This is a genomic window from Parvivirga hydrogeniphila, from assembly GCF_023371205.1.
GTDB lineage: Bacteria > Actinomycetota > Coriobacteriia > Anaerosomatales > Anaerosomataceae > Parvivirga > Parvivirga hydrogeniphila.
The window spans coordinates 573,558-590,504 of sequence record NZ_JAMCCO010000001.1; the positions used below are offsets into that span (position 1 = coordinate 573,558).

17 protein-coding genes are annotated in these 16,947 nt (G+C 66.4%); all 17 read left to right on the forward strand.

Annotated features, from left to right (window positions below):
- Window positions 1–10 precede the first annotated feature (10 nt).
- The 17 genes from truA (at window position 11) to MX659_RS03090 (ending at window position 16,920) form a co-directional block, all read left to right on the forward strand.
- Window positions 11–787, forward strand: a complete 777-nt coding sequence (truA, locus tag MX659_RS03010; protein WP_267191991.1) for a tRNA pseudouridine(38-40) synthase TruA — start codon at window positions 11–13, stop codon at window positions 785–787.
- 137 nt (window positions 788–924) lie between these two features.
- Entirely contained in the window at window positions 925–1,359 is a 435-nt protein-coding gene (rplM, locus tag MX659_RS03015; RefSeq protein WP_267191992.1) for a 50S ribosomal protein L13, read from the forward strand.
- Between the two features lie 3 nt (window positions 1,360–1,362).
- Window positions 1,363–1,761, forward strand: a complete 399-nt coding sequence (rpsI, locus tag MX659_RS03020) for a 30S ribosomal protein S9 (protein WP_267191993.1) — start codon at window positions 1,363–1,365, stop codon at window positions 1,759–1,761.
- A gap of 81 nt (window positions 1,762–1,842) precedes the next feature.
- Window positions 1,843–3,180 carry a phosphoglucosamine mutase gene (gene glmM / locus MX659_RS03025; protein ID WP_267191994.1) on the forward strand — a complete coding sequence of 446 codons (1,338 nt, stop codon included), beginning with the start codon at window positions 1,843–1,845 and terminating at the stop codon, window positions 3,178–3,180.
- Between the two features lie 117 nt (window positions 3,181–3,297).
- Window positions 3,298–5,124: a glutamine--fructose-6-phosphate transaminase (isomerizing) gene (gene glmS / locus MX659_RS03030; protein ID WP_267191995.1), complete on the forward strand. Its 1,827-nt coding sequence runs from the start codon at window positions 3,298–3,300 to the stop codon at window positions 5,122–5,124.
- A 2-nt stretch (window positions 5,125–5,126) separates the two neighbouring features.
- Window positions 5,127–5,621 carry a holo-ACP synthase gene (locus tag MX659_RS03035; RefSeq protein ID WP_267191996.1) on the forward strand — a complete coding sequence of 165 codons (495 nt, stop codon included), beginning with the start codon at window positions 5,127–5,129 and terminating at the stop codon, window positions 5,619–5,621.
- The gene (locus tag MX659_RS03040) at window positions 5,602–7,203 is read left to right on the forward strand and encodes an NAD(P)H-hydrate dehydratase (protein WP_267191997.1); all 1,602 of its coding nucleotides are present in this window, start codon (window positions 5,602–5,604) and stop codon (window positions 7,201–7,203) included. Before MX659_RS03035 ends, MX659_RS03040 begins: the two co-directional genes overlap by 20 nt.
- A gap of 55 nt (window positions 7,204–7,258) precedes the next feature.
- Window positions 7,259–7,717: a CBS domain-containing protein gene (locus tag MX659_RS03045; protein ID WP_267191998.1), complete on the forward strand. Its 459-nt coding sequence runs from the start codon at window positions 7,259–7,261 to the stop codon at window positions 7,715–7,717.
- A gap of 6 nt (window positions 7,718–7,723) precedes the next feature.
- On the forward strand, window positions 7,724–8,848 hold the full coding sequence (gene alr / locus MX659_RS03050) for an alanine racemase (RefSeq protein WP_267191999.1): 1,125 nt from the start codon (window positions 7,724–7,726) through the stop codon (window positions 8,846–8,848).
- A 129-nt stretch (window positions 8,849–8,977) separates the two neighbouring features.
- A complete protein-coding gene (locus tag MX659_RS03055; RefSeq protein WP_267192000.1) occupies window positions 8,978–9,346 on the forward strand; it encodes a V-type ATPase subunit subunit G family protein in 369 nt (122 codons plus the stop codon).
- 46 nt (window positions 9,347–9,392) lie between these two features.
- Complete coding sequence (locus MX659_RS03060) at window positions 9,393–11,360, forward strand: V-type ATP synthase subunit I (RefSeq protein ID WP_267192001.1); 1,968 nt, start codon at window positions 9,393–9,395, stop codon at window positions 11,358–11,360.
- Window positions 11,357–11,686, forward strand: a complete 330-nt coding sequence (locus MX659_RS09070) for a hypothetical protein (protein WP_323745451.1) — start codon at window positions 11,357–11,359, stop codon at window positions 11,684–11,686. Before MX659_RS03060 ends, MX659_RS09070 begins: the two co-directional genes overlap by 4 nt.
- Window positions 11,687–11,743: 57 nt before the next feature.
- Window positions 11,744–12,322, forward strand: coding sequence for a V-type ATP synthase subunit E (locus MX659_RS03070; RefSeq protein ID WP_267192002.1), 579 nt, complete (start codon window positions 11,744–11,746; stop codon window positions 12,320–12,322).
- A complete protein-coding gene (locus MX659_RS03075; protein ID WP_267192003.1) occupies window positions 12,319–13,410 on the forward strand; it encodes a V-type ATPase subunit in 1,092 nt (363 codons plus the stop codon). The genes MX659_RS03070 and MX659_RS03075 overlap by 4 nt, the downstream gene beginning before the upstream one ends.
- Entirely contained in the window at window positions 13,403–13,735 is a 333-nt protein-coding gene (locus MX659_RS03080; protein WP_267192004.1) for a V-type ATP synthase subunit F, read from the forward strand. Before MX659_RS03075 ends, MX659_RS03080 begins: the two co-directional genes overlap by 8 nt.
- On the forward strand, window positions 13,735–15,489 hold the full coding sequence (locus tag MX659_RS03085; protein ID WP_267192005.1) for a V-type ATP synthase subunit A: 1,755 nt from the start codon (window positions 13,735–13,737) through the stop codon (window positions 15,487–15,489). The genes MX659_RS03080 and MX659_RS03085 overlap by 1 nt, the downstream gene beginning before the upstream one ends.
- The gene (locus MX659_RS03090) at window positions 15,490–16,920 is read left to right on the forward strand and encodes a V-type ATP synthase subunit B (RefSeq protein WP_267192006.1); all 1,431 of its coding nucleotides are present in this window, start codon (window positions 15,490–15,492) and stop codon (window positions 16,918–16,920) included.
- Window positions 16,921–16,947: the final 27 nt, after the last annotated feature.

Sequence of the window (16,947 nt, forward strand, 5' to 3'; positions counted from 1 at the left end):
GGGAATCGCGATGACGGACCGGACGCTCGTGCTGCACGTGTCGTACGACGGCTCAGGCTTCAGCGGCTTCGCGCGGCAGCCCGGCCTTCGGACGGTGCAAGGCGAGATCGAGCAGGCGCTCAGCGTGATCGTGCGGCGGCCGGTAAAGATCGTCGGAGCCGGGCGCACCGACGCCGGCGTGCACGCGCTCGGGCAGGTGGTGAGCTTCGCGGAGACAGGATCCGAACCGCCGCTAGACGTGCTCGTCCGCTCCTTGAACGCGCTCACTGGCGAGGATCTCGTCATCCAGTCGGCCACGTACGCAGAGGCCGGATTCAGCGCCCGACGCTCGGCGCTCGCGCGGGAGTACCGATACCTGCTCGTTCCGGGTCCCGTGCCACCGCTCTTCGTGCGGAAGGTCGCGTGGTGGGTGAAGCGTCCGCTGGACCTGGACGCCATGCGACACGCTGCGGCGTGCTTGGTGGGCGAGCACGACTTCGCTGCGTTCTGCGCGTCCGAGTCCGTCGACAAAGGGCCGACGCGACGCCGGATCGACCTGGTGGAGATCGCTCCAGGGCGTGAGATGGGGGAGCATGTCGTCACCGTGCGTGTCGTCGGGAACGCGTTCTTGCACTCGATGGTGCGGATCATCGTGGGCTCGCTCGTGGAGATCGGTGTCGGCCGGCGGGAGGCGGGGTGGCTGGAAGAGGCGCTTCGCAGCGGCAAGCGCGAGATGGCCGGGCCCACGGCGCCGCCGCACGGGCTCACGCTGTGGCACGTCACCTACCCCGAGGACTGCTGGCTGTGAGAGGTGCGCCGATATGGATACACCCGGAGGCGTTTGTTGACACTCCCGCTGGCGGCGGATAAAGTGTAAGGGTTCGCTTCATGAGCCCCGTGAAACTTGTGAAGAGGACTGCGCAGTCGTAGATCGTGGAGGACCATGTGAAGACCTACTACGCCAAGCCGGGCGAGGTCGAGCGCGAGTGGCTCGTCGTCGACGCCACCGACATCCCGCTCGGGCGGCTCGCCAGCGAAGTCGCCTCGATCCTGAGAGGCAAGCACAAGCCGCAGTACACTCCGCACGTCGACGTCGGCGACTTCGTCATCGTCGTGAACGCGGACAAGGTGCGGCTCACCGGCAAGAAGCTGCAGGACAAGCGCGTGTTCCGGCACTCGGGTTTCCCGGGCGGCCTGAAGTCGATGGCGATCGGCGACATGCTCGCCAAGCGCCCCGAGCGCGTGGTCGAGCGGGCCGTCAAAGGCATGCTCCCGAAGAACACCCTCGGGAGGGCCATGGGCAAGAAGCTCAAGGTGTACGCGGGGCCGGACCATCCGCATCAGGCGCAGAAGCCGCGGCAGATCACCCTGGAGGTCTAACGAATGGCTGAGAACAAGGCAGTCTACTGGGGCACTGGCCGTCGGAAGACGTCCGTGGCTCGCGTGCGGCTGATGCCGGGCACCGGCCGCATCATCGTGAACGGCAAGGAGTTCGACGACTACTTCGGCCGCAAGACCCTCAAGACGTTCGTGCTCCAGCCGTTCAAGGTCACCGAGACGCTCGGTCGCTTCGACGTGGTGGCGAACATCACGGGCGGCGGCGTGAGCGGTCAGGTCGGCGCCCTTCGGCACGGCATCGCCCGTGCGCTTCTCGAGGCCGGCGACACGTATCGCGGCGAGCTCAAGCGCGCCGGGCTGCTGCGCCGCGACCCGCGCATGGTCGAGCGCAAGAAGTACGGCCTGAAGAAGGCGCGCAAGCGCCCGCAGTTCTCGAAGCGCTAGAGCTGCGAGGCAGGATGTGCGAACGGCCAGGCCCGCCCTCGCGGCGGGCCTGTTCGCGTTACCGGGATCGAGGAGCTATCGATGGGACGACTGTTCGGGACGGACGGCGTGCGGGGCGTGGCGAATGCCGAGCTGACGCCGGAGCTCGCGTTCAAGATCGGCGAAGCGGCGAGCAGGTTCCTCGCCAAGAAGGGGTCGGGGACTATCGTGGTCGGCACGGACACCCGGCGGAGCGCCGACATGCTCGAAGCGGCGGTCGTGGCGGGCATCTGTGCGGGCGGTGCGGATGCGCTCCGGCTCGGCGTGGTGCCGACGCCTGCGGTCGCGTATCTCGCGAGAAGCATGGAAGCGGACGGCGGCGTCGTCATCTCGGCATCGCACAACCCGGCAGAGTACAACGGCATCAAGCTCTTCGATCGCGACGGGTTCAAGCTTCCCGACGAGATCGAAGACGAGATCGAAGAGTTCCTCGTCGCCGAGCGGCCGGCTGCCGACCGACCAGTCGGCGCGCGCGTCGGGCGCGCCTACGCCGTCCCGGACGCTCAGGCCCGCTACGTCTCGCACGCCATCGACACGATCGGCGGCGATCTCGTCGGGCTCACTATCGCAGTGGACTGCGGGCACGGCGCCGCGTCGTTCACCACAGTCAAAGCGCTGCGCGACCTCGGCGCCATTGTGCACGCGGTGAACTGCGACTCGACCGGGCTCGACATCAACGCTGGGTGCGGCTCGACGCACATGGACGTCATCAGCGACCTGGTGCGTGCACACGAGGTCGACTTCGGGATCGCGCACGACGGCGATGCGGATCGGGTGCTCGCGGTCGACGGGAGCGGGGCCGTGGTCGACGGAGACCAGATCATGGCCATCGCCGCAGTCCACATGAAGCAGCAGGGCCGGCTCGCGGGAGACCTGCTCGTTGCAACGGTCATGAGCAACCTTGGGCTCGAGGTCGCGATGCGCGAGCACGGCATCGCCGTGCTCAAGACCAAGGTCGGCGACCGCTACGTGATCGACCAGATGCGTGCGAGCGGAGCCGTGCTCGGCGGCGAGCAGTCAGGCCACATCATCTTCATGGAGCACACCACGACAGGCGACGGTCTCATCACCGCGCTGCAGCTCGCGTCCATCGTCAAGTCCACCGACACGCCGCTTTCTGAGCTGCGGACCGTCATGCGACGGTACCCGCAGGTTCTCCTGAACGTGCCGGTCGCGGACAAGGCGCTGCTCGCGAGCAGCACCGCCGTGCACGATGCGGTGCACGATGCGGAGCGCCGTCTCGGGGAACACGGTCGCGTGCTCGTGCGTCCGTCGGGCACCGAGCCGCTCGTCCGCGTCATGGTGGAGGCGGCCGAGGAGCAGGTGGCACGCGAGATCGCTGCGTCGATCGCCGAGGTGGTCCGTACCGAGCTCGGCTGAGCGTCGCCGATCCGTCACGCGGGCGTCAGACGGCCGCTGGTATAATCCTCGCGTGCTCTCGCACCCCTCTGCACCCGGTCCGGCCGCGCGCCGGCTCTCATCGAGGAAGGATCGCTGATGTGCGGAATCGTGGGCTACACCGGCCCCCGGCAAGCGTGTGGCGTACTGCTCGGCGGCCTGACGCGGCTCGAGTACCGCGGATACGACTCTGCGGGCGTGGCCGTGGTGAGCGACGGCGAGATGGCGCTCGTCCGGCGTGTCGGGAAGCTCGAGAACCTCAAGGCGGCGGTGGCAGGCGATCCAGTCGTCGGCACCGCTGGCATCGGCCACACCCGGTGGGCCACTCACGGCGCTCCGACGGAGGACAACGCGCACCCGCACCGGGACTGCTCCGGCCGTCTTGCGATCGTCCACAACGGCATCATCGAGAACTTCGCTGAGCTGCGCACCGAGCTCGCCGCCGCAGGGCACGCGATCCGCTCCGAGACCGACACCGAGGTGGTCGCGCACCTGATCGAGGCGCTGTACGAGGGCGACCTGGTGGCGGCGGTGCAGAAGGCCACCGCCCGGTTGCACGGCAGTTACGCGATCGCGGCCGTCCACCTCGATCACCCGGACCTTCTCGTGGCCGCCCGCAAGGACTCGCCGCTCATCATCGGTCTGGGCGACGGCGAGAACATCGTTGCGAGCGACATCCCCGCGGTCCTCGAGCACACGCGCCGCGTCGCGGTCCTGCACGACGGCCAGGTAGCGGTCGTCACGCCGGAGCGTGTGACGGTGCACGACGCGTCTGGGGCGGAAGTCGAGCCTGAGGTGATGGTCGTCGAGTGGGACCTCGATGCTGCCGAGAAGGGCGGCTACGAAGACTTCATGCTCAAGGAGATCTTCGAGCAGCCGAAAGCGTTGCGCGAGACGCTGCGTGGGCGCGTCGGCGAAGACGGGCGCATCCAGATGTCCGAGCTGCAGATGAGCGACGAAGAGCTCGCCGCGATCGAGCGGGTGTTCATCGTCGCCTGCGGCACCTCGTATCACGCAGGGCTGGTGGCGAAGCTGCTCATCGAGCAGTGGGCGCGCGTGCCCGTCGAGGTGGACGTGTCGAGCGAGTTCCGGTATCGCGACCCGATCGTGGACAGGAACACGCTCGTCGTCGCCATCACGCAGTCGGGCGAGACGGCCGATACGCTCGCTGGAGTCCGTGAGGCGCGCGAGCGCGGCGCGCGGGTGTTCGCGGTGACGAACGTGGTCGGCAGCCGCGTCACGCGGGAGGCCGACGGCGTCATCTACACGCACGCAGGTCCGGAGATCGGAGTCGCTGCGACCAAGACGTTCACGGCACAGATCGCCGCGCTTTCGGTCCTCGCGCTCAGGCTCGCTCAGGCCAGAGCGACGCTCGAGCCAGAGCAGGTCGCGTCGCTGTGGGCGGAGCTCGCGACCGTTCCTGACGTCGTGGAAGCGATACTGGCCGATGCGCAGGACATCGAGGCGTGCGCACGCGAATACACGCAGGCCGTGTCCTCGCTCTTCTTGGGGCGCGGGATGGGTGTGCCCGTTGCGATGGAAGGCGCGCTCAAGCTCAAGGAGATCAGCTACATCCACGCGGAAGCGTACCCCGCCGGCGAGATGAAGCACGGCCCGATCGCGCTCATCACGCCAGATGTGCCGGTAGTCGTCGTGGCGACGCAGGGGCACACGTATGAGAAGGTCGTCAGCAACATCCAGGAAGTCCGTGCGCGCGGCGCTCGCGTCATCGCCGTGGCGACCTACGGCGATGAGGCGATCCGGTCGTACGCCGAGCACGTCCTGTGGATCCCGCAGGTGAGCGAGGCGCTGTCTGCGATTCCCGCTGCTGTGCCGCTTCAGCTGCTCGCGTATCACATCGCCAAGCTGCGCGGCTGCAATGTCGATCAGCCCCGCAACCTGGCGAAGTCCGTGACCGTGGAGTGAACGTGGCCGCCGACGCCCCTTCCATCAGCGGACTCGGCGTGGACATCGTCGAGATCGAGCGCATGCGTCGGGCCCTCGAACGCCATCCGAGGATGCGCGAGCGCTTGTTCTCGGAAGAGGAGCGCGCGTACTGCGATTCGCGAGCACGGCCGGAGATCCACTACGCCATGCGGTTCGCGGCAAAAGAGGCCGTCCTCAAGGCGCTCGGCATGGGCTTCTCGGGGGGCATACGCTTCACCGACGTCGAGGTCGTCCGTGACGAACGGGGGCGGCCCGTTCCTCGCCTGTCCGGCCGGGCCGAAGAGATCGCGCGCGAAGCCGGCGTCGTCGAGATGCACCTGTCGCTGAGCTACACGCACCTGAACGCAGTCGCTTCGGCGGTCGCCGTCACCGAGCGCATGCGGCCGCAGCCAGAACCGCGGGCCGCCACCAGCGCGGAGCGGCTGGAGGAGGCGTTCAAAGAAGCGCGCACCGTCCTTGACGACATCGAAGGCTGACGAGCACGATGGTGCGGACGCCCTTCGCCTGAGAGGGGGCTACGTGCGTCCAGTTCTCTTCTCGCACGGCATCCGAGAGGCCGAGGCCGAGACGGAGGCTTCGAGCGCCGTCACGCTCGCCGATCTCATGGAGCGGGCCGGCGAGGCCGTCGCGGCTGCCGCTCTCGAGATCGCGCCTGCCGGCCGCGTGCTCGTCGTGTGCGGCGGCGGAAACAACGGCGGCGACGGCTGGGCGGCGGCGCGGCTCCTGTGCGAGCGTGGTCGGGACGTACGGGTCGTGAGCCTCGTCGATCCGGCCGCGCTTCCCGAGCCCGCCCAGTCGGCCGCGGCCCGCGCGCAGCAGGCCGGCGTGGCCTGGATCGCATCGAGCGAGGCGGCCGCCGTCCGCGAGCACGCTCGCGACGCTGCGCTTGTCGTGGACGCGGTGCTCGGCATCGGCCTTCGTGGCCCGGTCCGGGACGGAGTCGCAGAGGTCCTGCACGAGATGGCTGCGGCCTCCCGGCCGGTGCTGGCCGTCGACGTGCCCTCTGGCATCGATGCGGACACTGGGGCCTTGCTCGGTCCTGTGCCTCGCGCCGTCATCACCGTGACGTTCATCGCCCTCAAGCCGGGGCTGCTCATCTACCCGGCGGCGGCCTACGCGGGCGAGGTGCGCGTCGCCGACATCGGGGTGCCGGTGAGCGCACGGCGTCCACCGCGCGTCGAGGTGTGGGAGGCGGCCGAATACGCTGCGCTCTTGCCCGTGCCTGCTCCAGACGCGCACAAGGGCGACCGCGGCAGCGTGCTTATCGTGGCCGGGTCTCGCCTGTATGCGGGAGCGGCCGTTCTTGCCGCGTCGGGTGCGATGCGGATGGGCGCGGGATACGTATTCGCGGCGGTGCCGGCGTCTGTGGTGCCCGTGGTGCAGTCTGCGCTGCCGCACGTGATCGCGGTCGGTCTCGCCGAGACTGACGAAGGCGCACTGAGCGAGCAGGCCGCCGAGCACGTTCTGCGGCTCGCGCGTGACGTCGATGCGGTCGTGATGGGCCCGGGCCTGACGGCGCACGCCTCGGTCGCGGCCGCAGCGCGGTCCATCGTGTCCGGTGTCGAGTGTCCCCTCGTGCTTGACGCTGACGCGCTGAACGTGCTCGGGCCTGACGGGCTCAGTGCCGCGACAGCGCGCCGGGCTCCCACGGTCCTGACGCCGCACCCGGGCGAGCTCGCGCGGTTGCTGGGGATCTCGCCGTCCGAGGTCCAGACAGACCGCATCTCGTCGGCGCTGCGGGCGTCGGCACCTCGCTGCGCGTGTGTGTTGAAAGGCGCTCGGACGGTCGTCGCGTGCGCCGATCGCGCTCTCATCACGATGGCCGGGAATCCCGGCATGGCGACCGCAGGCATGGGCGACGTGCTGGCGGGGATGACGGGCACGCTGCTCGCCCAGGGCCTCGAGCCGCTGGAGGCGGCCGCGCTTGCGGCGTACCTTCACGCGCGGGCAGGGGATCGGGCGGCTGACGAGCTGACGGAGGTCTGCCTTACCTCCAAGGACCTCCCGGCATACCTTCCGGCAGCGGTGCGCGAGCTTCTCGGTCACCGCCACCCGTGACGCCTGTCGGGTAGAATCTCCTCGGGACGTGCGGACAGACCGAGCGGAGGCGACGATGGGCAAGACGGCGCGAGACATCATGACGCCGGATCCGGTGACCGTTACCGAGGACATGCCGGTACGCGACGCGGCCAGGCTCATGGCGGAGCGTCGTGTCGGCGCTCTGCCAGTGCTGCGCGACGGCGCGCTCGTCGGCATCGTCACCGAAGGCGACCTCATCATGCAAGACGTCAAGGTCCAGTTCCCCACGTACATCCACCTCCTCGACGGATTCATCATGTATCCTCCTGCGGCGGCTCGGTTCGAGACCGAACTGAAGAAAGCCGTCGGCGCGACGGTGGGCGACGTGATGACGAGGAAGCCGGTGACGGTGAACGCCGACGCCCCGATAGAAGACGTCGCCACGCTCTTGGTCGACAAAGACGTGAGCCGCCTTCCGGTCATGGACGGAGACAGGCTTGTCGGCATCGTCAGCAAGTCCGACATCGTGCGGTCCTTGGCGTCGGAGGAGTAGGCCGCGATGTCGAATCGCCGGTGGGCCTGGGCGGAGATCGATACACGCGCTGTCACGGACAACGTCAGGACGCTCAAGGGTCTCGCCGGCCCGGGCGTGCTGTTCATGGCCGTCGTCAAGGCAGACGGCTACGGACACGGAGCGGTCGATGTGGCGCGGGCCGCGCTTGCAGGCGGCGCGGACAGGCTCGGGGTCGCCACGCTGGACGAGGCGATCGCGCTTCGTGACGCTGGCTTCGAGGTCCCGATACACTTGCTGAGCGAGGCGCCTCCCGACGCGGCCGCAGACGTCGTTGCAGCGCGCGCCGTTCCCACGGTCTGCACCAAGGAGTACGCCATTGCGCTGAGCAGGGCCGCGACAAGCGCCGGTGCGACCATCCGGTACCACGTCAAGATCGATACGGGGATGAACCGCATCGGCGTGCGGGCAGAGGAAGCGGCCGATTTCGCACTGTGGCTCAAGGCCTTGCCGGGCATGGAGATGGAAGGCGCGTTCACGCACTTCGCGACCGCGGACGTCCATGGCGACTGGGAGTTCGAGCGCCAGGTCGAGCGCATGGGCCGGGCGCTCGGCCGTATGCGGACCGAGGGGCTGAGGCCGTCCATCGTGCACGCAGCGAACAGCGCCGCGACGGTCCTGCGACCCGAAACGCGCTTCGACATGGTGCGCTGCGGCATCGCCATCTACGGTCTGCACCCAGCGCCGTCGACGTACGGGCGCGTGGAGCTCGTTCCGGCGATGCGAGTGGTCGCACGGGTGTCGTTCGTCAAGCGGATCGGTCTCGGCGAAGGCGTCTCGTACGGCTTCACGTATCACGCGAACGGCCCGACGACGGTGGCGACGCTGCCCCTCGGGTATGCAGACGGCGTTCCTCGGCTCGCCTCGAACAGCATGGAGGTGCTCATCGGCGGCAGGCGGTGCCGGCAGATCGGCCGGGTCTGCATGGATCAGCTTATGGTGGAGGTCCCCGAGGGCATGCGCGTCGAGGTCGGCGACGAGGCCGTCATCGTCGGCTCGCAGGGCAAGGAACGCATCGTCATGGAGGAGCTTGCCGAGCACGCGTCCACCATCAACTACGAGATCGCCTGCGCCTTCGGCCGACGGCTGGAACGTCGCGTCATCTCGTTCTGAAACCCTCTCGTTTCTTGCAGGAAAGGCGCGAACGCGCGCCGAAATGCGCAACAGCGGCAGCTTCTGCGTGTCGCAGTCGTGCGGAGCGACCTGCACGTGCGGGTCGCGGGCGGCGTGAGGAGCGGATCTGTGGACGAGAAGGTTCTCGAAGAGATCAGGTTCCAGCAAGAAGTCGTCGACAAGGACACCGAGTCGCCCCTGTACCTCATCCGGCAAAAGGAGCTGGAGATCTCCGGCCGTGTGCTCGCAGCGCGGAGCCAGGCCGAGAAGACCGTCGCAGACGCGCGCAAGAAGGCGCAGGCCATCCTCCGGGACGCTGAGGCGGAAGCGGATCGCCAGGTGAAGCGGCACACCGAAGAAGTCCTGGCGGCCGCGGAACGGGAGGCAGCCGAGATCCGGGCAAGCATCCCGGAGCAGACCGCAGCGCTCAAGGCGAAGCTGGAGCCGAAGATCGATGAGGCGGTGGAGTTCGTCGTCAGAGCAGTCACGAGCGTCTGACGTCGGATAGTACGGCCACACCCGAGAATCGGGGGAGGGTTCGAGCATGCTGGTTCCAATGGCAAAGGTCGAAGTGATAGGTCCCAAGAACCTGTTCTTCGACGTCCTCAGCCTGCTCCACGAAGAAGGAACCCTGCACATCGAGGACCTGTCGAAGAAGATCCAGACCGGCGAGGTGCCGCTGCGGCCTATGGAGGTGGTCGCGGAGCAGGAACACGAGAAGCAGCGCATGGAGGACCTGCTGCTGCGCCTCCGCTCGATCCTCAAGGCGCTGCACCTGCCCGCAGAGGAGATCGACCCGGCCGAGCGCGATAAGATGTACGTCGAGCTCTGGAGCAAGGACAGCAAAGACCTGGCGCGCGAGGTCGCCGAGGTCATCGAGCAAGTCGAGGAGCGGACGGCGAACCTCGCTCAGACGCAGGCCTCCATGGAGGCGGAGCTGGCGCTGCTCGCTCGGTACGAACCGATCCTGCAGAAGATCCAGCCGCTGGCGAAGCAGATCGTCACGACGGGCACCTACGATTCTGTCGCTCTCCTCGTGGAGCGGCGCTACAAGGCCGCTCTCGAAGACCTGAAGCGCGAGCTCGACAAGATCACGGACTCGCAGTGCGAGATCGTGTCCACAGATGTCGACGAAGACACGACGGCGGTCATCGTCGTCTTCCCGAAGCGGGCGTCAGAAGCGGTGCACAAGTTCCTGGCGATGGAGAACGTCAATCAGGTGCGTTTGCCGTCCGAGTTCCAGGACATGCCGTTCGACGTGGCGTACGACCGGTTGCGCGAGCGCCGGGCCCTGCTGCCGAAACAACTCGAAGAGGTGCGCGAGGGCCTGAGCGAGATGTCGCGCAAGTGGTACACGCGCCTCATCACCATCCGTGACGTTCTCACTGACAAGATCGATGAGCTCGCTGCGGTGCCGAAGTTCGGCCAGACGGAATTCGCGTTCGTCATCACCGGATGGATCCCGGTTGACAAGCTCAAGGACCTCGAGCGGTCCATCATGGATCACTTCGGTTCCGACGTGATCGTGGAGCAGCTCGAGATCGACGAGCACGAGTACGAAGAGACGCCGGTCGCACAGCGCAACCCCAAGTGGGCCGCACCGTTCGAGCCGCTCATGGGCTACCTGATGGGAGGCAAGCCCCAGTACGGTACGATCGACCCGACGATCGTGTTCGCGCTGAGCTATCCGCTCATCTTCGGTATGATCGTCGGCGACATCGGCTACGGTGCGATCATGCTGGCGATCATCCTGTGGATGCGGTTCAAGTTCAAGGACAACGCCGGCGTCCAGCTGGCGACGAGCATCCTCGGGCCGGCAGCCACGAGCGCGACGCTCTTCGGCTTCTTCTACGGCGAGTTCTTCGGCGGGACGCTGTGGGAGGCCGGGGCAATCATACCTATAAAGATCTTCGGATTCACGCTGCCGTACAACCGCGAGCACGACATCATGCCGCTGATCGGCATGGCGCTTGGGCTCGGCGTCCTGCAGATCCTCTTCGGACTCATCTTGGGCGTCGTGAACGCCGTCAAGACGAAGCATATGAAGCACGCGTATGTGAAAGGTGGCCTAGTAGGCTTCATTCTCGGGGCCATCGTGCTGGTCGTAGCGGGGATGCTGCTTTCCCCCGAGCTCAAGCCAGCGGCTCAGATGATGGGGGCGCTGATCATGCTGGCGGGCGTGTTCACGGCTCTCGCCTTCGGCAGCATCATGGGCTTCGTCGAGGCTCTCGAAGCGGTGTCGAATATCGCCAGCTACATCCGTATCATGGCGGTGGGGCTCTCGGACGCCATCTTCGCCAGCGCGATCAACAAGCTGGGCGAATCCATGCCGCTTCCCGTCACCATCGTCGTGCTCGTGCTCATGCACGGGCTGCATCTCATCCTGGCGGCGTTCACGCCGACCATCCACGCTTTGCGTCTCAACTTCCTCGAGTTCTTCGGGAAGTTCTACGAGGCGACCAAGAACGAGTACAAGCCGTTCCAGAAAACCGGAGGTGAGAAGAGCGCATGATCAAGAACAGGCTCGCAAAGTGGGTGTTTGGCAGCGCGTTCGTCGGTACCGTGGTGGTTCCTGCCATCGCGCTGGCGGCCGAAGGGGAGGCCCCCGCCGCTGCAGCAGAGGATCCGAAGGTCGGAATCGCGAAAGCGGCTGCGGCCGCGGTCGCGATGAGCGTCTCTGCATTCAGCGCTGCGTACGCACAGGCGCGGATCGGCTCGGCGGGCGCTGGCACGCTCGCAGAGCGTCCCGAGGTGGGCACGAACATCATCGTCCTGCAGGCCCTTCCTGAGATCATCGTCCTGCTCGGATTCGTCATCGCGTTCATGGTGATGCAGTAGGCAGGTGCGGTGGTCTAACGCTCACGTTCAAGACACGACGCAACGGAAGGGACCGGCATGGCGATAGAGGACATCTTCCGAGCACTCGAGGAGCAGGCCGACAGCGAGTGCCGGGACATCCTGAACGCCGCTGACATCCAGGCCGCGTCGATCGTCGAGGAGGCGCGCGCTGAGGCTGAACGCATCAAGCAGCGCAAGCTCGAAGCGGTCGAAGAGGCGCTGCGTGCTCGCGCCGGGAAGATCGTGAATGACGCTCGGCTCGATGCCAAGCGCGCGCTCGCCCAAGTGCGCGAGCAGCTGGTGAACCAGGTGTTCGACGCGGCCGCTGCGCGACTGGCATCGATGCGCGGCGATTCTGCGTACGAACGCGTGTTCCGCGGCCTTGCCGAGGAGGCTCTGGCCGGTGCCGACGGTTCCTGCGTCGTGACGGTGGCTCCGGCAGATGTCGCGCTTGCGAGGAAAGTCCTCGCTGACTTCGGTGTAAGCGGCGAGGTAGAGGCCGACGATGCCATCACAGGCGGCCTGGTCGTCTCGCTTCATGGGGGGCGAGTGGTCCGCAGGAACACGTTCGATTCCCGGCTTCAGAAGGTGCGGACGGCAGCGGAGGCAGCGGTTGCGGAGATCCTGACGCGATGACTACGACGGCAAGGGCCCAGCGGCCTCGTCCAACCGGCAAGGATTACGGATACACCAATGCCCGCGTCCGTGGCATGCGGTCACGGCTGCTCAAGAGGTCGTTTCTCGAGGATCTCATGCGGTCGCCCGATCTCGACGCGGTGATCCGCAAGCTCATGGAGACCGAGTACGCTGCAGACCTGGAAGAACGGCTGTTGCAGGGCCGGACCGCGAACCAGGTCGACCTGGCTCTGCGCGATAACATGGTCCGCTCGTACCGCAAGGTCTACGACCTCGCAAACGACGAGGGGCGCGAGATCCTGATCGCTCTTCTTGGACGCTGGGACCTCTTCAACGTGAAGACGGTGGTTCGCGGCAAGCACCACTCGTTGTCGACAGAAGAGATCCTGGACAGCGTGATGCCGGTAGGGCAGATGTCTCGCGTGGATCTCGAAGAGTTGGCTCGACAGGAGTCGGTGAAGGCGGTGGCTGACACGCTGGCTACGTGGCGGCTGCCCTTCGCGGAGCCGCTGAATGCAGTCATGCCACAGTACGTGGAGACGCACAACCTGGCGCTGCTCGAGCTCGCACTGGACCGGTACTACACCGAGTGGGCGACCAAGCGTCTGCAAGGGCGCGGTGTCAACAAGGAGCTCGTGAAGCGGTTCATCGGGGCGCAGGTTGACACGATCAACCTCGTCACTGCCATCCGGCTCCTGTACGCGGACCTGGGCGAACAAGACCCGATGTCCTTCTTCCTGCCCGGCGGCACTGTCGTGGGCGAAGCGCTCTTCCAGGACCTCGTGTCGAAGTCGGATGTGGACGAGATCTACGAACGGCTGAAATACACGCCATACGGCCGCGCCGTCGAGGCGGTGGCGATCAAGTACGTGGAGACGGGCTCCGTGGCGGTCTTCGAGCGCGCGCTCGAAGATTACCTGACCAAGCAGGCGTTCACGATGGGGCGCGGCGATCCGCTCGGCGCCGGGGTCATGGTGAGCTATCTGTGGATGAAGGCGAACGAAGTCACGAACCTGCGCATCATCGTCAAGGGCGTCTCGGTCGGCATGCCTGTCGACCGCATGGAGGAGGAGCTCATCGTTGTATAAGCTCGTCGTCCTGACAGATAGCGATACTGGCGATGGCTTCCGTCTCGCGGGGGTCGACGTGGTCACGGTCGACTCGCCTGACGAGGCGCGCCGCCGGTTGAACGATCTGATCGACGATGACTCCAGCGGCATCATCGCCGTCAACGAGGAGTACATGTCGCAGATCGACGAGCGGACGCAGCAGAAGATCAACTCGACGTATCGGCCGATCGTCATCTCGCTGCCGATACGCGAGAAGCTGGTTTCGGAGGAAGACCACAGGGCGTATCTGTCACGCCTGATCCGACGGGCGATCGGATTCGACATCACACTGAGGCGAGGCTGATGATTGTCGGAACACTGAGCAAGATCACCGGCCCGGTCGTCATCGCGCAGGGCATGACCGGTGTGAAGATGTACGACGTGGTGCGCGTCGGCGAGGCCGGCCTCATGGGCGAGGTCATCCGTCTGGAAGGCGACCTCGCGACCGTCCAGGTGTACGAGGACACGTCCGGTCTGCGCGTGGGCGAGCCGGTGGAGTCCACGGAAGGCCCGCTTATGCTCGAGCTGGGGCCAGGGCTGCTGTCGTCGATCTACGACGGCATCCAGCGGCCGCTGCCGGTCATTGCTGCGCAGACGGGAAGCGACTTCATTGCGAGAGGCACCGTGGTGTCTCCACTCGACAGGGAGCGGCCGTGGGACTTCACGCCGGCTGTCGAGGTAGGTCAAGAGGTCGTCGCGGGCGACGTGCTCGGAACGACGCCGGAAAGCCCGACGGTCACGCACAAGGTCATGGTGCCGCCGGGTCTTCGCGGGCGTGTGACGAAGGTCGTGCCGGAAGGCCAGTACACCATCGACCAGGTGGTGGCGGTGCTGGACGACCGCTACGAGATCACGATGACACAGAAGTGGCCGGTCCGCACCGGACGGCCGTACCAGCGGAAACTCGATCCGACGACGCCGTTCTTGACGGGCATGCGGATCCTCGACACGTTCTTCCCGATCGCGCTTGGCGGCAATGCCATCATCCCGGGCGGTTTCGGCACGGGAAAGACCGTCACGCAGCAGTCGCTCGCGAAGTGGGCGGACGTGGACATCATCGTGTATGTCGGGTGCGGCGAGCGCGGCAACGAGATGACCGAGGTCCTCAAGGAGTTCCCCGAACTGGAGGACCCGCGCACCGGCTCGAAGCTGATGGATCGCACCATCCTCGTGGCGAACACCTCGAACATGCCGGTGGCGGCTCGTGAGGCCTCCATCTACACGGGCGTCACCCTGGCCGAGTACTACCGTGACATGGGCTACAACGTCGCGATGATGGCGGACTCCACGTCGCGATGGGGCGAGGCGCTGCGCGAGGTCTCGGGTCGGCTCGAGGAGATGCCGGGCGAGGAAGGCTACCCGGCGTACCTCGCCACCCGACTTGCGGCGTTCTACGAGCGCTCCGGACGCGTGATGGCTCTCGGCAGCGACGAACGTGTGGGTTCGGTGACGATGGTCGGTGCGGTCTCCCCTCCGGGCGGCGACATGTCCGAGCCGATGACGCAGAACTCGCTGCGCGTGACCGGCGCCTTCTGGGCGCTCGACACCTCGCTCGCGCACAGGCGGCACTTCCCTGCGATCTCGTGGACGAAGTCCTACACGCTGTTCCTCGGCCAGGTGCGCCCGTGGTTCGAGGAGAACGTCGCTGACGACTGGGCAGAGGTGCGCGAGCGTGCCATGTTCCTGCTTCAGAAAGAGACCGAGCTCCAGGAGATCGTGCAGCTCGTCGGCCCCGATGCGTTGCCGGAGACGGAGAAGATCATCCTCGAGGTCGCGCGGATGCTGCGCGAAGACTTCCTGCAGCAGTTCGCGTTCGATGCGGTGGACGCGTACTGCCCCCCGAAGAAGGCGTACTGGCTGCTCAAGGTCATCCTGGCCTTCTACGACGCGGCGACGCAAGCGATGTCCCGCGGCGTGTCCCTGCGCCAGGTGCTCCAGCTTCCCATACGCGACGAGATCGCCGGCCTGAAGACGACGCCGCACGACGAGGCTATCGCTCGCATGCAGGAGATGGTGACGCAGGTCGCCGACGACATCGCCGGAATCGAGGTGCTGTAGATGGCTCGCGAATCGCTGATGGAGCGCTCGCTGCTGACGGTCGAGTACCAAACCGTCAACTACGTCACCGGCCCGCTCATCTTCGTCGAGAACGTCCACGGCGTCTCGTACAACGAGATGGTCGCCATCGTTTTGCCTGACGGCAGCGAGCGATCGGGGCAGGTCCTTGAAGTCTCGGGCGACACCGCCGTCATCCAGGTCTTCGAAGGAACGCAAGGCATCGACGTCGACACCACTCGCGTTCGCTTCCTTGAGGAGGTCGCGAAGGTCGGCGTGTCCGTCGATATGCTCGGGCGCATCTTGAATGGCGCAGGCAAGCCTATCGACGGTGGGGCGCCGATCATCCCTGAGAAACGCCTGGAGATCACCGGGTCGCCGATCAACCCGTTCATGCGCGAGCAGCCGGCCGACTTCATCGAGACCGGCATCTCAGCGATTGACGGCTTGAACACGCTCGTCCGCGGGCAGAAGCTGCCGATCTTCTCAGGCTCCGGTCTGCCAGCCAACGAGCTCGCCGCGCAGATCATCAGGCAGGCGCGTGTCGTGTCCGGCGAGCAGTTCGCCATCGTCTTCGGTGCGATGGGTATCACGCACCGCGAAGCCGCGTACTTCATGCAGCAGTTCGAGACCACCGGCGCGCTCGAGCGCGTGGTCTTCTTCTTGAACCTGGCAGACGATCCGACGGTCGAGCGGTTGCTGACGCCGCGTGCCGCGCTCACTGTGGCCGAGTACCTCGCATTCGAGAAGGACATGCAGGTGCTCGTCGTCCTGTCCGACATGACGAACTACTGCGAGGCGCTTCGCGAGGTCTCGACCGCGCGCGAGGAGGTTCCCGGTCGCCGTGGCTACCCGGGCTACATGTACACGGACCTCTCGACCATCTATGAGCGCGCCGGCCGCATCAAGGGCCGCAGGGGATCGGTCACGCAGCTGCCGATCCTGTCGATGCCGGACGACGACATCACGCACCCGATACCGGACCTCACCGGTTACATCACGGAAGGCCAGATCGTGCTCTCGCGGCACCTGCACCGTCGTGGCGTGTATCCGCCGATCGACGTGCTGCCATGCCTATCGCGGCTCATGAACCTCGGCATCGGCGAGGGCAAGACGCGCGAAGACCATCGCGCCGTCGCGAACCAGCTGTACGCAGCGTACGCGCAAGGCCGCGACCTGCGCAGGCTCGTTGCGATCGTCGGCGAAGAGGCGCTCTCGGACACCGACCGGCGCTACCTGCACTTCGCCGACGAGTTCGAGAAGCACATCATCGGGCAGGGCCAGGTGGGGCGGAGCATCGAGGAGACGCTCGGCATCGGATGGGAGCTTCTGAGCGAGCTTCCGATGAGCGAGCTCAAGCGAGTCCGCGACTTCATCGACAAGTACCACCCGAAGGCCAAGGAGTCGTCTGCTCGCGAGCTTGGCGATATCTAAGCGCGTTTCTGCCGGGAAGGGAGGTGC

What these genes read in the sequence shown, in the direction of transcription:
- MX659_RS03070 (WP_267192002.1), top strand. Translation starts at nt 11,744, where the DNA reads ATGGCGATAGAGGACATCTTCCGAGCACTCGAGGAGCAGGCCGACAGC.
- MX659_RS09070 (WP_323745451.1), top strand. Translation starts at nt 11,357, where the DNA reads ATGATCAAGAACAGGCTCGCAAAGTGGGTGTTTGGCAGCGCGTTCGTC.
- glmM (WP_267191994.1), top strand. Translation starts at nt 1,843, where the DNA reads ATGGGACGACTGTTCGGGACGGACGGCGTGCGGGGCGTGGCGAATGCC.
- alr (WP_267191999.1), top strand. Translation starts at nt 7,724, where the DNA reads ATGTCGAATCGCCGGTGGGCCTGGGCGGAGATCGATACACGCGCTGTC.
- MX659_RS03060 (WP_267192001.1), top strand. Translation starts at nt 9,393, where the DNA reads ATGCTGGTTCCAATGGCAAAGGTCGAAGTGATAGGTCCCAAGAACCTG.
- MX659_RS03090 (WP_267192006.1), top strand. Translation starts at nt 15,490, where the DNA reads ATGGCTCGCGAATCGCTGATGGAGCGCTCGCTGCTGACGGTCGAGTAC.
- glmS (WP_267191995.1), top strand. Translation starts at nt 3,298, where the DNA reads ATGTGCGGAATCGTGGGCTACACCGGCCCCCGGCAAGCGTGTGGCGTA.
- rpsI (WP_267191993.1), top strand. Translation starts at nt 1,363, where the DNA reads ATGGCTGAGAACAAGGCAGTCTACTGGGGCACTGGCCGTCGGAAGACG.
- truA (WP_267191991.1), top strand. Translation starts at nt 11, where the DNA reads ATGACGGACCGGACGCTCGTGCTGCACGTGTCGTACGACGGCTCAGGC.
- MX659_RS03085 (WP_267192005.1), top strand. Translation starts at nt 13,735, where the DNA reads ATGATTGTCGGAACACTGAGCAAGATCACCGGCCCGGTCGTCATCGCG.
- MX659_RS03075 (WP_267192003.1), top strand. Translation starts at nt 12,319, where the DNA reads ATGACTACGACGGCAAGGGCCCAGCGGCCTCGTCCAACCGGCAAGGAT.
- MX659_RS03045 (WP_267191998.1), top strand. Translation starts at nt 7,259, where the DNA reads ATGGGCAAGACGGCGCGAGACATCATGACGCCGGATCCGGTGACCGTT.